This is a genomic window from Mycobacterium sp. DL592 (assembly GCF_011694515.1).
In the GTDB taxonomy this organism is placed as follows: Bacteria; Actinomycetota; Actinomycetes; order Mycobacteriales; family Mycobacteriaceae; genus Mycobacterium.
In genome coordinates this window covers 2,591,652-2,605,855 of sequence record NZ_CP050192.1, presented here as the reverse complement: position 1 = coordinate 2,605,855, position 14,204 = coordinate 2,591,652, and the positions used below count along the sequence as shown (strand labels likewise).

Annotated in this window: 13 protein-coding genes; 8 read left to right on the top strand and 5 right to left on the bottom strand. The window is 67.7% G+C overall.

Annotated elements, in window-relative coordinates:
- The first annotated feature begins 3 nt into the window (after positions 1 to 3).
- Positions 4 to 1,413: a wax ester/triacylglycerol synthase domain-containing protein gene (locus HBE64_RS12585; protein ID WP_243841307.1), complete on the top strand. Its 1,410-nt coding sequence runs from the start codon at positions 4 to 6 to the stop codon at positions 1,411 to 1,413.
- Between the two features lies 1 nt (position 1,414).
- Here the strand turns inward: HBE64_RS12585 and HBE64_RS12580 are convergent, their stop codons facing one another.
- From HBE64_RS12580 to HBE64_RS12565, 4 genes are all read right to left on the bottom strand, one after another.
- Entirely contained in the window at positions 1,415 to 2,134 is a 720-nt protein-coding gene (locus HBE64_RS12580; RefSeq protein ID WP_208300465.1) for a GAP family protein, read from the bottom strand.
- Positions 2,135 to 2,179: 45 nt separating this feature from the next.
- The gene (locus HBE64_RS12575; protein ID WP_167102372.1) at positions 2,180 to 3,427 is read right to left on the bottom strand and encodes a glycosyltransferase; all 1,248 of its coding nucleotides are present in this window, start codon (positions 3,425 to 3,427) and stop codon (positions 2,180 to 2,182) included.
- An 85-nt stretch (positions 3,428 to 3,512) separates the two neighbouring features.
- A complete protein-coding gene (locus tag HBE64_RS12570; RefSeq protein WP_167102368.1) occupies positions 3,513 to 4,247 on the bottom strand; it encodes a hypothetical protein in 735 nt (244 codons plus the stop codon).
- A 40-nt stretch (positions 4,248 to 4,287) separates the two neighbouring features.
- A complete protein-coding gene (locus HBE64_RS12565; protein WP_167102365.1) occupies positions 4,288 to 4,644 on the bottom strand; it encodes an XRE family transcriptional regulator in 357 nt (118 codons plus the stop codon).
- Between the two features lie 134 nt (positions 4,645 to 4,778).
- Between HBE64_RS12565 and HBE64_RS12560 the strand changes: the two genes are divergently transcribed.
- The 3 genes from HBE64_RS12560 to HBE64_RS12550 all read left to right on the top strand — a co-directional run bounded on the left by HBE64_RS12560 (position 4,779) and on the right by HBE64_RS12550 (position 10,183).
- The gene (locus HBE64_RS12560; RefSeq protein ID WP_167102362.1) at positions 4,779 to 5,372 is read left to right on the top strand and encodes a hypothetical protein; all 594 of its coding nucleotides are present in this window, start codon (positions 4,779 to 4,781) and stop codon (positions 5,370 to 5,372) included.
- Positions 5,373 to 5,596: 224 nt separating this feature from the next.
- The gene (gene ileS / locus HBE64_RS12555; RefSeq protein WP_167102359.1) at positions 5,597 to 8,722 is read left to right on the top strand and encodes an isoleucine--tRNA ligase; all 3,126 of its coding nucleotides are present in this window, start codon (positions 5,597 to 5,599) and stop codon (positions 8,720 to 8,722) included.
- A gap of 87 nt (positions 8,723 to 8,809) precedes the next feature.
- A complete protein-coding gene (locus HBE64_RS12550; protein ID WP_167102356.1) occupies positions 8,810 to 10,183 on the top strand; it encodes a DNA polymerase IV in 1,374 nt (457 codons plus the stop codon).
- Here the strand turns inward: HBE64_RS12550 and HBE64_RS12545 are convergent.
- Entirely contained in the window at positions 10,148 to 11,065 is a 918-nt protein-coding gene (locus HBE64_RS12545) for an asparaginase (protein WP_167102353.1), read from the bottom strand. The two genes, HBE64_RS12550 and HBE64_RS12545, sit on opposite strands and share 36 nt — an antisense overlap.
- A 64-nt stretch (positions 11,066 to 11,129) precedes the next feature.
- Between HBE64_RS12545 and lspA the strand changes: the two genes are divergently transcribed.
- Genes lspA through HBE64_RS12525 form a run of 4 tightly spaced genes read left to right on the top strand, consistent with a single transcriptional unit; the run spans position 11,130 to position 14,188 of the window.
- Positions 11,130 to 11,753 carry a signal peptidase II gene (lspA, locus tag HBE64_RS12540; protein ID WP_167102350.1) on the top strand — a complete coding sequence of 208 codons (624 nt, stop codon included), beginning with the start codon at positions 11,130 to 11,132 and terminating at the stop codon, positions 11,751 to 11,753.
- The gene (locus HBE64_RS12535; RefSeq protein WP_167102347.1) at positions 11,750 to 12,676 is read left to right on the top strand and encodes an RluA family pseudouridine synthase; all 927 of its coding nucleotides are present in this window, start codon (positions 11,750 to 11,752) and stop codon (positions 12,674 to 12,676) included. Before lspA ends, HBE64_RS12535 begins: the two co-directional genes overlap by 4 nt.
- Entirely contained in the window at positions 12,673 to 13,623 is a 951-nt protein-coding gene (gene rarD / locus HBE64_RS12530; protein ID WP_167102344.1) for an EamA family transporter RarD, read from the top strand. Before HBE64_RS12535 ends, rarD begins: the two co-directional genes overlap by 4 nt.
- On the top strand, positions 13,601 to 14,188 hold the full coding sequence (locus HBE64_RS12525) for a hypothetical protein (protein WP_167102341.1): 588 nt from the start codon (positions 13,601 to 13,603) through the stop codon (positions 14,186 to 14,188). The genes rarD and HBE64_RS12525 overlap by 23 nt, the downstream gene beginning before the upstream one ends.
- Positions 14,189 to 14,204 lie beyond the last annotated feature (16 nt).

Genomic DNA, 14,204 nt, shown 5'->3' with positions numbered 1-14,204 from the left:
TCGTTGACAACTGAAACACGGCCCAAACGACGGCTTTTCGCACGCCGGCCTGCAGACGCGGAGTCCGCCGAGCATCGCCTGGAGTTCCTCGACCAGACCGCCTTCGAGCTGATGCGTGCCACCGGCCGCAGCCAGCTCATGCAGTGCGTCTGGGTCTACGAACATCCGGTGGACTTCGAGGGGCTCAAGCGGTTCCACGACAACTTCACCGCCTCGCTCGGCAGCCGGCTGATCGAGTCCTCGCCGCTGCCGTTCGGGCGGCCGCGCTGGGTGGATCCGGTCGGTCCGCCCGCACCGATCCGCTTCGCTGAGCAGCCGCGGCCACGCAGTGAGCTGATGGACTGGGCCGACGAATTGGGCGAGCTGCCCATGGATCCCGAGCACGGTCCGGCGTGGTATCTGGTGGTGCAGCCGCTGACCGACGGCTCGACCGCGATCTCGATGCTCGGGTCGCACTGCATCGGTGACGGGGTCGGCGCGCTGCTGGCGATCTTCGAAGCCGTCACCGGCAATATCCGCGACATCGGATACCCGCCGCCCAAGTCACGCCCGCGGCTGGCAGCGCTGGCCGCCGATCTGCGTCAGGCGGTGCGTGATCTGCCCCTGACCGCCCGCACTGCGGTCAAAGCCGCCAAACTCGTTGCCGCACAGCGCAAGGAACTGGCCAAGTCCCGGGCACTGCAGCCGGCTCCCGAACCCGGGGTCGATCTCGACAGCACGGTGGTGGTGCCGTCGGTGGCGGTCTTCGTCGACGCCAACGAGTGGGACGCCCGCGCGCACGCCCTCGGCGGAAACAGCTATTCGCTGGTTGCCGGGTTCGCCGCGAAGATGGCCGAGCATCTGGGCCGGCGCCGAACCTCCGACGGAGCGGTAACCCTGGTGATCGCGATCAACCTGCGGGAGAGCCTCGACGACGACCGTGCCCTGGCCATGGCGTTCGCCAATGCCACCGTCGACCCCACCAAGGTGACCACTGATCTTTCCGAGGCCCGTGCGATGGTCCGGACCGCCCGGGAGGCCGCCAAGTCGGAGCCGGACCCGACCCTGGAACTGCTCCCGTTGATGCCGTGGCTGCCCAAGCCCGCGGTCAAGGGCGTGGCGGAGTTGCTGTTCGCCTACTCCGACGACCTCCCGGTGTCGTGCTCGAACCTGGGGGACCTGCCGCCCCAGCTCGCCCAGCTAGACGGAACCGATGCGGAGTACGTGTTGATCCGGGCCCTGGACCAGCACGTGACGATGCGGGAGATCCAGCGCTCGCACGGTCAGCTCGTGGTGGTGTCCGGACGGATCAACGGCAAGGTGGTGATCTCGGTGGAGGCGTACGAGATCGGTGCACCCAACAGCAAGCCGCGGTTGCGGGAGTTGGCGGCCCAGACGCTGGCCGAGTTCGAACTGACCGGCAGCATCGAGTAGCTCAGAGGCTGGCGATTCCGGCGACCACCAGGATCGCGCCCACCAACCCGAGTACCGCGGCCACCTGACGCCGGGTGCGGCGCCGGATCCAGTCGTTGAAAACCTGTACCCGGGCGGCCGTCTTCTGCGGTGCGATGAGATAGCTGACGAGCGGAATCGCCGAGATGGCGTTGGCCAGGCTCAGGAAGACGAACAGCGCGAGCGCCTGGATCGCCGGCGGCTCGTTGGAGGCGATGATCAGCGCCAGCAGGGCCATGTATTCGACGCCGGGCATGGCCAGGCCGAGGCCGGCGAAGCTGGAGAACCAGTGCGATTCGCCGTGGATGATGTTCTTGGCCCGGGTGGCCACCCGACCCGTGGTGGTGGTCGCCACCGGTTCGTCTGCCGGGGTCCCGTCCTCGGTCAGTTCGGGTGGGGCCAGCGGGTTGCGGGCGAAGCGGCCCAGCGGCACGTTGCTGGCGAAGATGGCCGCGATCAGCAGCACGGCGACGCCGATGCCGATCTGGATTTTGGAGCCGTTGAAGTTAGTGGGTCCGAACAGGCCGCGGTGGAACACGAACAGCACGAGCAGTCCGACGCTGGCGCTGAGGCTGAAGCCACTCAGCAGGAAGATCAGCAGCTGACGGATCGGGCGTTTGCGCGTCAGCATCAGGGCGATCAGGCCGATGCGGGTGGGTTCGAAATTGACCGCGATGGCGAGCACCAGCACGGTCGTCCACATGGCAGCTGACTTTACCTTGTCGACGCGTGGCGGCCGATTCGCCGATCAGCGGCCGGGGTGTTTGCGGGCTGACGCTTCGAGCAGGTCTGCGGCGGCGGTGACGCTGGCCGCTGGGGCTGTCATCCGGGCGGCCACCGCGCGCGCCCGGGCGGCGTATTCCGGTGTGAGGACTGTCCTCAGGTCAGCCAGCAGGGTGCCCCTGGTCGTGGCGGTGAACCGGCGTGCCGTTCCGACCTTGAGCCGCGTCACCTGGTTTGCCCAGACGGGTTGATCCGCTCCGACCCACAAGACGAGGGTGGGCACCCCGGAGCGGACGCTGGCCGCGGTGGTTCCCGCTCCGCCGTGATGGACGATGGCGCGGCACATCGGGAAGACCGCGGAGTGATTGACCGAGCGCACCACCTTGACGTGCTCGGCGGCGGGAATGTCGGCGACGTCCCAGACGCCGGTGCAGATCAGCGCGCGCTCACCCAGTTCGGCGCAGACGTCGGTGATCAGCGCGATGGCCTCGGCGGGGGAGTCGACCGGCATGCTTCCCCAGCCGAAGTAGATCGGCGGCGTCCCCGCTCCGATCCAGGAGCTGACCGCGTCGTCGACCGAGGTGGACAGGCCCATCGTCAGCGAGCCGATCAGCGGGCGTTTGCCCTGCCATTCCTCGGCCAACCCGGGAAAGAACACATCGTCGTAGGCCTGGATTTCCAGCGCGCCGCCCTCGACGACACGTCGCACTCCGCGGGTGGTCGCCTTGGGCAGGCCCAGGGTGCGCCGTTGGTCGTCCTCGGCGCTCTTGTAGAGGCGCCAGTGGCCCCATTCGACGATCGCCCACGCCGGCCCGAGCACCGGTTTGGGGAGCGGGACCGACAGGGTCTGGCTGTTGGGCCGGCACGGAAAGTAGTGCAGGGCGGCCAGTGGGATGTGCCGGTATTCGGCGACATTGGCCGCGACTTCTTGATAGGTGGTGCCGGTCAGGATGAGGTCGGCGCCCTCGGACATGGCGGTCAGGGTCTCGTTCATGTCGGCCCAGCCGTCGATTATGTATTCGTGGGCCTGGCGCAGGATGGCGAGCGGGTTGCGGGGTTTCCACCAGTCGGTGAAGACGTCGGCCTCGATCTGCTTCTGCGAGTCGACGCCGTAGGGCAGTGCCGGGCCCAGGCCCGCGGTGTCGACGAAGTCGACGAGGTTGGGGGGTACCGCCATCCGCACCTCGTGGCCGCGGCGGACGAGTTCGAGGCCAACTGCGGCGCAGGGTTCGACATCCCCCCGCGTCCCGTGGACCGCCACGGCGAATTTCATTGACCGGTACCTGTGTTCGACGGACGTGCAGCGCGGCCCCAGGCCGGCGTCCCTGCGATTAGATCACAATTGTGCGAACCGGCAGTCAGTGCGAGGTCTTGGAGAACCACTTCATCTTGATGCGCCAGGAATGTGCCGAGGCCAGCGCGAAACCGGCCCCGCACAGGCAGGCGAACAGCCAGACCATCTTCCCGCCCTCGATTGACTGGAAAGGTTTCACGTAGGCCGTGATGATCCGGATGGAGCAGGCGACCACCCCGGCGGCCGAGGCAAGTAGATACACGTTGGCGATCAGCCGCGAGCGCGGGTCCTTGCGCAGGATCAGCAGCGCCCGCGAACCGTAGACCAGCAGATAGATCAGGGTGGCGCAGAGCAACAGCCAGTAGGCACTGAGCCAGAAGTCCGTGGGTACCTGGAAGAAGTCGGCCCGGTAGATCTTGGCGCCGTTGCCCAAGGAGAAAGTGGCAAGCAGAAGTGGGATGCACAGCGTGGCCGGGCGCTCCACGTGCTGTTTGAACGTCCGTTGCAGGGCGTGATCCTCCTGGAGTCTGCCCAGGGCGTTGTAGACGATCGCCGAGGCGGCGACGATGTAGCAGTCGTGCCCGAGGTAATCCTCGAGGTTCCACTTGCCGGTGAGGTGGTGGAGTACGCGTCCGACGGTTTCCGACGCCAGCGGTGACATCAGCAGGACCGCGGCGCCCTGGAGGGCGATGTTGAGGGTGGCGGCGACTTCCCAGCGGCAGGTCCACGTCACCCGTCTGATCCACAGGCTCCACGAGATACACGCCAGGGTGATGGTGATCAGAACACCAAGAGCCATAGCCGACAACCTTTTTACCCCCGAATAACTTCAGCAAATACTACAGGGGCGGCGCATCCTGTCGGGGTGCCAATTCCGAGAGTTTGCGCACAATGCGCGAACTGGGCGACGAATTAATTGTCGTCACCGTAGATGGCGTGGATTCGACGTAATTCCAGACCTCTTCCTGGCTCATCAGGCCGAACCGAATCTGCAGGTCGGGCGAGCTCAAGCCGAATCTTCCTGCCAGTAAACGCAGCTCTTCGGCATTCGGGTAGTCACTGTCCTTGATGCGTCGGTAATACGTGGAGCTGGAGATCCCGAGTGCGTCGTAGATGTCCCTGGCCTCCACGTCACCGTCGAGAAGGTACTCGAGAAGCGTTTTGAGCTGTCTGCCGTTTTCGTCGGTCCGAGGCACGCAATCACGATACCCGAACTCCCGGTAATGGGTACTGGCAACCTCGGGGGGCAAGGAATTGCATTAATTGACACTGCCGTCACAGTTATGGGAATGGTCTCCCATTTTTGGGAATCGGTCGCTACGGTGGGGGCATGGTTGCTCCTCCCGTGACCAACCCGTCGAGCAACGTGCGGGTAGTCGATGACGAAATTGCAGGTCTTCCACGACCGGAAGACATGGTTCAGATGGCTGTGCCGCTGAGCCATGACCTGACCGACGAACTCGACGGTGCGGTGCAAGTCGCCGCAGTCGGATTCGAAGAACTCCTCCTGGCAGCTCTGGGCCGTGCCATCGCGCGGACCATTGGTGTCGGCGTGGTGACGGTTGGCGGGCTGACCACGGTCGCCGCGATCCGGTTGACCTGTGCCCCGGAACCCAGCCTGGATGCCGACGGCCTGCTCGCCGACGTCCGGCGGTCACTGGCCGAGCTGCCTCAGGGCACGCACGGGCCGGCGGACGTGATGTTCTCGTTCCTGGGCATGCCGCCGGAACCGGCGCTGGGCCCGCTGCAACTCGCCGACGGCACGGCGCTGGCCGTGCTGGCCTACCGCCGCGACGGCGCCCTGGCAATGGACTGGTGGTACGACAGCCGCAGGCTGGACGCATGCACCGTCGAGGAGCTGGCCGGCCAGTTCCGGCTCGGGCTGATCGGGCTGACGTCCGAGCTCACCCCGGCCTGCGGCTAGAATCTGTCCAACGGCACCGATCCGGCCATCACCGGGGAGCCTTCGGAAGAACAGCCCCGCGATCTGCGGTCGCGGGCCAAGTAGACCCGAACGGGTAGGCCCGTCACAGCCTGCAATGAGCGACACACGGTGACGTGTGTAAGCGGGGTGGTACCGCGGCGCTCGCGCACCAGCGCGTCGTCGTCCCCGTGCCTGACGATCCGGCACAGGAGACGAGCGAAATCGTGACCGAGAACGGCTACCCGAAGGTCGGTGGCTCGCCCAGCTTCCCAGCCCTCGAACGCGAGGTGCTGGCCTATTGGGCCGCAGACGACACCTTCCGGGCCAGCATCGCCAATCGCGACGATGCCCAGGAGTACGTCTTCTATGACGGTCCGCCATTCGCCAACGGCCTGCCGCACTATGGCCACCTTCTGACGGGCTACGTCAAGGACATCGTGCCGCGGTACCGCACGATGCGCGGCTACAAGGTGGAGCGCCGATTCGGCTGGGACACCCACGGTCTGCCCGCCGAACTCGAGGTGCAGCGTCAGCTCGGCATCACCGACAAGGCGCAGATCGAGGAGATGGGTATCGAGAAGTTCAACGACGCCTGCCGCGCCTCGGTGCTCAAGTACACCAACGAATGGCGCGACTACGTGACCCGCCAGGCCCGCTGGGTGGACTTCGACAACGACTACAAGACGCTCGACCTGTCCTTCATGGAGTCGGTCATCTGGGCGTTCAAACAGCTGTGGGACAAGGGCCTGGCCTACGAGGGCGTGCGGGTGCTGCCCTACTGCTGGAACGACGAGACCCCGCTGTCCAGCCACGAGCTGCGCATGGACGACGACGTCTACCAGAGTCGCCAGGACCCGGCGATCACCGTCGGGTTCCGGGTATTGGCTGAGGACTCCGACCACTCGGTCCTTGACGGCGCCTACCTGCTGATTTGGACCACGACGCCGTGGACGCTGCCGTCCAACCAGGCCGTCGCGGTCAACCCCGAGGTCACGTATGTGGTTGTGCGCGTTGACGACCGGCGCTACGTGCTGGCCCAGCCCCGGCTGGCGGCCTACGCTCGCGAGCTCGGTGAGGAGCCCGAGGTCCTGGCGACCGTACCGGGGGAGCAGCTCCTTGGTCTGCGCTACCTGCCGCCGTTCCCGTACTTCGCCGACTCCGCCAACGCGTTTCAGGTTCTGCGCGGTGATTTCGTCACCACCGAGGACGGCACCGGGATCGTCCACATGGCCCCGGCCTACGGCGAAGACGACAAGGCCACCACCGACACCGTCGGCATCGTGCCCGTCACGCCGGTGGACTCCAAGGGCCGCTTCGACGCGTCGGTCCCGGACTATCAGGGCCAGCACGTGTTCGACGCCAACCCGCAGATCATCCGCGACCTCAAGAACGGCACCGCGGCCGCGGCGGTCAACACCCCGGTACTGATCCGGCACGAGACCTACGAGCACTCGTACCCGCACTGCTGGCGATGCCGCAACCCGCTGATCTACCGGGCCGTGTCATCGTGGTTCGTCAAGGTCACCGAATTCCGCGACCGGATGGTGGAGCTCAACCAGGAGATCACCTGGTATCCCGAACACGTCAAGGACGGCCAGTTCGGCAAGTGGCTCTCCGGCGCCCGGGACTGGTCGATCTCACGAAACCGCTACTGGGGCACACCGATTCCGGTGTGGGTATCTGACGATCCGGCGTATCCGCGGGTCGACGTCTACGGCAGCCTCGACGAGCTGGAGCGCGATTTCGGGGTTCGCCCGGACAACCTGCACCGGCCCTACATCGACGAGCTGACCAGGCCCAATCCCGACGACCCGAGTGGCCGGTCGACCATGCGCCGCATCGAGGATGTCTTCGATGTCTGGTTCGACTCCGGGTCGATGCCCTATGCGCAGGTGCACTACCCGTTCGAGAACGAGGACTGGTTCAGTACCCACAATCCCGGCGACTTCATCGTGGAGTACATCGGCCAGACCCGCGGCTGGTTCTACACGCTGCACGTGCTGGCCACCGCGTTGTTCGACCGACCGGCGTTCAAGAGCTGTGTGTCGCACGGGATTGTCCTCGGCAACGACGGACAGAAGATGAGCAAGTCGCTGCGCAACTACCCCGACGTCAACGAGGTGTTCGACCGCGACGGCTCGGACGCGATGCGCTGGTTCCTGATGGCCTCGCCGATCCTGCGCGGCGGCAACTTGATCGTCACCGAGCAGGGCATCCGCGAGGGTGTGCGCCAGGTGTTGCTGCCGCTGTGGAACGCCTACAGTTTCCTGGCGCTCTATGCTCCCAAAGTCGGTACCTGGCGCACGGATTCGCCGCATGTGCTGGACCGCTACATCCTGGCCAAGCTGGCCGATTTGCGCGACGACCTGACCGCGGCGATGGACGTCTGCGACATCTCCGGCGCCTGTGAGCAGATGCGCCAGTTCACCGAGGCGCTCACCAATTGGTATGTGCGGCGGTCACGCGCCCGATTCTGGGAGGAGGATGCCGATGCCATCGACACCCTGCACACCGTGCTGGAGGTGACCACCCGGCTGGCCGCGCCGCTGCTGCCGATGGCCACCGAGGTGATCTGGCGCGGCATCACCGGCGAGCGCTCGGTTCACCTGACCGACTGGCCGCAGGCCGGTGTCGTGCCGCGCGACCCGGACCTGGTGGCCGCGATGGACCAGGTTCGCGAGGTCTGCTCGACGGGCTCCTCGCTGCGGAAGGCCAAGAAGCTGCGGGTCCGTTTGCCACTGCCGAAACTGATTGTGGCCGTTGACGATCCGCAACGGTTGCAGCAGTTCGCCGACCTCATCGCCGACGAGCTCAACGTCAAGGCGGTCGAGCTCACCGACGATATCGCGGCCTTCGGCCGTTTCGAGCTCACCGTCAACGCGCGCGCCGCAGGCCCGCGGCTGGGCAAGGCCGTGCAGGACGCCATCAAGGCGGTCAAGGCCGGCCAGGGTGTCCTCAACCCGGACGGGACGCTCAGTGCCGGCGAGGTGGTGCTCAACCCCGACGAGTACAGCTCACGGCTGGTCGCGGCCGATCCGGAGTTCACTGCGGCGCTGCCCGACGGCGCGGGCCTGGTGGTGCTCGACGGCACGGTCACCCCAGAGCTGGAGGCCGAAGGCTGGGCCAAAGACCGCATCCGCGAACTGCAGGACCTGCGCAAGTCCTCCGGCCTGGAGGTCAGCGACCGCATCCGCGTGGTGATGTCGGTGCCCGCCGGCCACGAGGAGTGGGCCCGCACCCACAGCGACTTGATCGCCGGGGAAATCCTGGCCACCAGCTTCGAATTCGGTGAACCGGTCGACGGAACCGAGATCGGCGACGGCGTGCGGGTGGCGATCGCGAAAGCCTAGTTGCCGGCGCAGAGCGGCCACCTATGTAGGCAAACACGGCCAATCCCGTGTCATAACCGGCCACTCGGCGGGCCATAGCATCGACTCATGGAACGCTGGGTCCTGCACTTCGACATGGATGCGTTCTTCGCGTCCGTCGAACAGCTGACCCGGCCCACCCTGCGGGGCCGCCCTGTCCTGGTCGGCGGTCTCGGCGGCCGCGGCGTGGTGGCCGGCGCGAGTTATGAAGCCCGGGTGTTCGGCGCCCGCTCGGCGATGCCCATGCACCAGGCCCGTCGCATGGTCGGGATGGGCGCGGTGGTGCTTCCCCCGCGCGGCGTGGTCTACGGCGTGGCCAGCAGACGCGTGCTCGACACGGTGCGCGCTCTGGTGCCTGTCCTCGAGCAGCTGTCGTTCGACGAGGCGTTCGGCGAGCCCGCCGAACTGGTCGGTGCAACCGCAGTCGATGTCGAGCAGTTCTGTACCCGGCTGCGCCAGCGGGTGCGCGAGGAGACCGGCCTGGTGGCATCGGTGGGGGCCGGCTCGGGCAAGCAGGTCGCCAAGATTGCCTCCGAGCTGGCCAAACCCGACGGGTTGCGGGTGATCCGCCGCGACGAGGAACGGATTTTGCTCGACGGCCTTCCGGTGCGGCGGCTGTGGGGAATCGGACCGGTCGCCGAGGAGAAGCTGCATCGGCTCGGCATCGAGACCGTCGGCCAGCTCGCCGCCCTCAGCGACACCGAGGCGGCCAGCATCCTGGGCGCGACCATCGGCCCTGCGCTACACCGGCTGGCCCGCGGCATCGACGACCGGCCGGTGATGGAGCGCGCCGAAGCCAAGCAGATCAGCGCCGAGTCCACCTTCGCCGTCGACCTCACCACCCTCGAGCAACTGCGCGATGCGGCCGGGCCCATCGCCGAGCACGCCCACCGCCGGCTGGAACGTGACGGCCGCGGCGCCCGCACAGTGACGGTCAAGCTGAAGAAGACCGATATGAGCACGCTGACCCGCTCGGCCACGCTGCCGTATGCGACCGCCGATATGGGCACACTGACCTCGACCGCGCGGCGGCTGCTGCTCGATCCGCGCGAGATCGGCCCCATTCGGCTTCTGGGCGTGGGCTTTTCGGGCCTCTCCGATGTCCGCCAGGAGTCGCTGTTCCCGGATCTCGAGCAGCAGGAAGCCGAGGTGTCCGACGCCCAGATGCCGGTGCCCGAGCCGGAGCCCGACGCCGGGGGCTGGCGCGTCGGCGACGATGTGCACCACCCCGGCTTCGGTCACGGCTGGGTGCAGGGAGCCGGCCACGGAGTGGTCAGCGTCCGGTTCGAAACCCGCAGCAGCGGGCCGGGGGTGATGCGCACCTTCGCCATCGACGAGACCGACCTGACGCGCGCCAACCCGGTCGACAGCCTGGACTGGCCTGAGTTCGTCGAGGACCTGAATCGCTCAGCCCCAGCGGGAGACGACCTCGGCCACGGGTAGGCCGGCGCCCAGCGCCGCCATCACCAGCACCCGGGCCTGGCTGGCCCGTAGCCGCGGCATCATCAGCGCACCGGCGCCCACCAGGTCGTGGCCGGGGCCGTAGGCCGCGTCGGTGCGGCCGGCCGGCACCCGGGTCGTCACCACGACCGCCACGCCGCGTGCGCACGCGCGGCCCACCGCGTCGACCACCGGCACTCCGGCGTTGCCCGCGCCCATCGCCTCCAGCACCAGGCCGCGCGCACCGGCGTCGACGAACGCGTCGACGGCCACCCCGTCGGCCCCGGGGTAGGCCGAGACGATGTCCACCCGTGCCACGTCGGTGACCGGACCCAGGAGGGGCCGGGGCGCCGACCCGTCGAGCGCGACCGTGCCGTCGTGAACCGTGCCCAGCCGGGACCCGCCGAACAACCCTGGGCCGCCCACCTTCGTGGTGCCCAGCGGAGCGAACACCGATCCGGCGAAGCTGATCAGCACGCCGAACTCGGGGGCCAGCGGGCTGGCCGCGACCGCTAGGGCGTCGCGCAGGTTGCCGGGCCCGTCGGCATCGGGCGAGTCGGCCGAGTGGGCCGCGCCGGTCAGCACCACCGGCACCGAACCGGGGTAGGTCAGCGCCAGCCACAGCGCTGTCTCCTCCATCGAGTCGGTGCCGTGGGTGACGACGATCCCGTCGGCGCCGTCCTCGGTTGCCGCGGTGACCGCCGCGCTGATTCGCAGCCAGTCCGCCGGGGTCAGGCGGGAACTGTCGACATTGAGGACGTCCACGGTTTCGGCGTCCAGGCCCGCGGCCAGTTCGGCGCCGCCGTGTACCGGGCGCAGCACGCCGTCGGCATCGGCGCTGGTGGCGATCGTCCCGCCGGTGGTCACGACGACGAGTCGGGGCATGCCGTCATCATCGCAGCATCGGCCGGGGGGCAGCCCGCTGACCGGGCTAGGGAATGATGGGGGCGTGAGCGACGAAACCACGGGTGGCGCCGAACCGGCGACCCAGACCGGCGAGGACCCCACCGGCCAGCCGCCGGTGCGGCGCCGGTTGCGACTGCTGCTGTCGGTCGCGGGCGTGGTGCTGGCCCTCGACGTGGTCACCAAGGTGCTCGCCGTCAAACTGCTCACCCCTGGTCAGCCGGTATCGATCATCGGCGACACCGTGACGTGGACGCTGGTCCGCAACTCCGGTGCGGCGTTCTCGATGGCGACCGGCTACACCTGGGTGCTGACGCTGGTCGCCACCGGCGTGGTGGTCGGAATCTTCTGGATGGGTCGCAGGCTGGTGTCGCCGTGGTGGGCCGTCGGGCTGGGCATGATCCTCGGCGGCGCGTTGGGCAACCTGGTGGACCGCTTCTTCCGCTCGCCGGGACCGCTGCGCGGCCACGTCGTCGACTTTCTGTCCATCGGCTGGTGGCCCGTGTTCAACGTCGCCGACCCCGCGGTGGTCGGCGGTGCCATCCTGCTGGTCGGGTTGTCGTTGTTCGGATTCGACTTCGACACCACCGGGAGGCGCCAGCCGGACGGTGCATCGGGTGAAGCTGGGAGGCGTACGAGCCGCCCCGACGACGAGCCGACGCCCGGATGACCGAACGGTCGATGCCGGTACCCGAGGGTCTGGCCGGCATGCGTGTCGACGCCGGCATCGCGCGGCTGCTCGGACTGTCCCGTACCGCGGCCGCGGCCATTGCGGAGGACGGCGGGGTCGAGATCGACGGCGTCGCCGCCGGTAAGTCCGACCGCCTCGAAGCGGGTTCCTGGTTGCACGTCACGCTGCCGGAAGCGCCTGCGCCGCCGGAGAATACGCCCGTCGAAATCGAGGGTATGACGATCTTGTACTCCGACGACGACATCGTCGCGGTCGACAAGCCGCCGGGGGTCGCCGCGCACGCGACGGTCGGCTGGCATGGTCCGACGGTGCTGGGCGGTCTGGCCGCGGCGGGGTTCCGGATCAGCACTTCGGGTATCCACGAGCGGCAGGGCATCGTGCAACGCTTGGACGCCGGGACATCCGGGGTGATGGTCGTCGCGCTGTCCGAACACGCCTACACCGTGCTCAAGCGGGCATTCAAGCAGCGGACCGTCGACAAGCGCTATCACGCTGTGGTGCAAGGACATCCGGACCCGTCCAGCGGCACCATCGACGCGCCGATCGGCCGCCACCGGAGCAGCGATTGGAAGTTCGCCGTCACCGAGGGCGGCCGGCACAGCATCACCCACTACGACACCGTCGAAATGTTCCGGGCGGCAAGCCTGCTCGACATCCATCTGGAGACCGGCCGGACCCATCAGATCCGGGTGCATTTCGCCGCCCTGCACCATCCCTGCGTGGGCGACCCGACCTACGGCGGCGACCCGGTGCTCGCCAAGCGGCTCGGACTGGAACGCCAGTGGCTGCACGCCCGATCGCTGGCGTTCGCCCATCCGGCCGACGGCAGGCGCATCGAGATCACCAGCCCGTACCCGGCGGATCTGCAGCACGCACTGGATGTGCTGCGCGCCGACTCGTGACCTCGCCGGGGCACGAGGATACGAATTCCCAGGGCAGCGGACTGCTGTTCGGTATCGGCGCCTACGCCTCGTGGGGTTTGTTCCCGGCGTTCTTCCCACTGCTGAAACCTGCTGGGGCATTTGAGGTTCTGGCTCACCGCATCGTGTGGACGCTGGTGCTGATGATCGCCGTACTGCTGGTGATGCGGCGGTTGTCTGACATCCGGGAGATCAACCGCCGCACCTGGCTGCTGCTGATTGCCGCCTCGGCGCTGGTGTCGGGGAACTGGGTCATCTACGTCTATGCGGTCAACAACGGCCATGTCGTCGACGCCGCGCTCGGCTACTTCATCAACCCGTTGGTCAGCGTCCTGCTCGGGGTTGTCATCTTCGCCGAGCGCCTCACCCGGCCCCAGGTCGTGGCGGTGGCCATCGCGGTGGCTGCCGTGGTGTTGCTCAGCGTCGAGGTGGGTGGTCCGCCGCTGGTCGCAGTCGGCCTGGCGTTGACGTTCGGTCTCTACGGTGCGGTGAAGAAGGTGGTGCCCGTCGACCCGCGGGTCAGCGTGGCCCTCGAGGCGGCGATCGCCGCCCCGTTCGCGATCGTCTACATCGCGGTGACCGAGCTGACCGGCCACGGCCAGTTCACCGTCAACGGAGCCGGACACGTCGCGCTGACGATGCTGTCGGGACCTCTGACCGCGATACCGCTGCTGTTCTTCGCGGCCGCGGCGCAACGGCTACCCCTGGTCACACTCGGTCTGCTGATGTATCTGACCCCGGCGATGCAGATGACCTGGGGTGTGGTTGTCGGGCATGAGCCGATGCCGCCGGCACGCTGGGTCGGCTTCGCGCTGATCTGGGTGGCGCTGGCCGTGTTCAGCGGAGACGCGTTGCGGCGCTCCGGTAACTTCACGGGACAGTCCCTGCGCCGAGCCCGAGGAACGCATGACCGACAACAGTCGCCGTAACCGACGGATCCTGATCGCCATCACCGCAGCGCTGGCGGCGGTGGCGATCGTGGTCCCCGTCCTCGGTGTGTTGCTGGCGCCGGTGATGACGAAGAACCAGGACATCACCCCGATCACGACGACGACCACCAAACCGGTGCTCACCATCAAGCCGCTGGCGCTGCGACCGGTCAACGGCGCGTTCGTGATCAAACCCGAGGACTGTGTGCCGCCGCCGCCGACACCGCCGGATCAGCCGCTGCGCACCTGCGACATCACCAAGACGGCGGTCTACGACCTGGCCCCGGAGGACCTGCGAATCCAGCTGACCGACGTCGACTCATTCCTGAATCCGCTGACCGGCAAGCAGATGGTGCAGATCACCATGACCACCGAGTCCACCGCCGACTTCGCCCGCTACACCGCCGCGCACATCAATCAGCAGGTGGCGTTCGTCCGAGCCGGGATCGTGGTCTGGGCACCGAAGATCACCGAGCCGATCGACGGTCAGGTGTTGCAGCTGTCCGGCGAGGTGACCGAAGAACAGGCCAAGGAGATCGCCCGGATGCTGCGTGACGAGGCCTGATCCGCAGGCCGCCGAA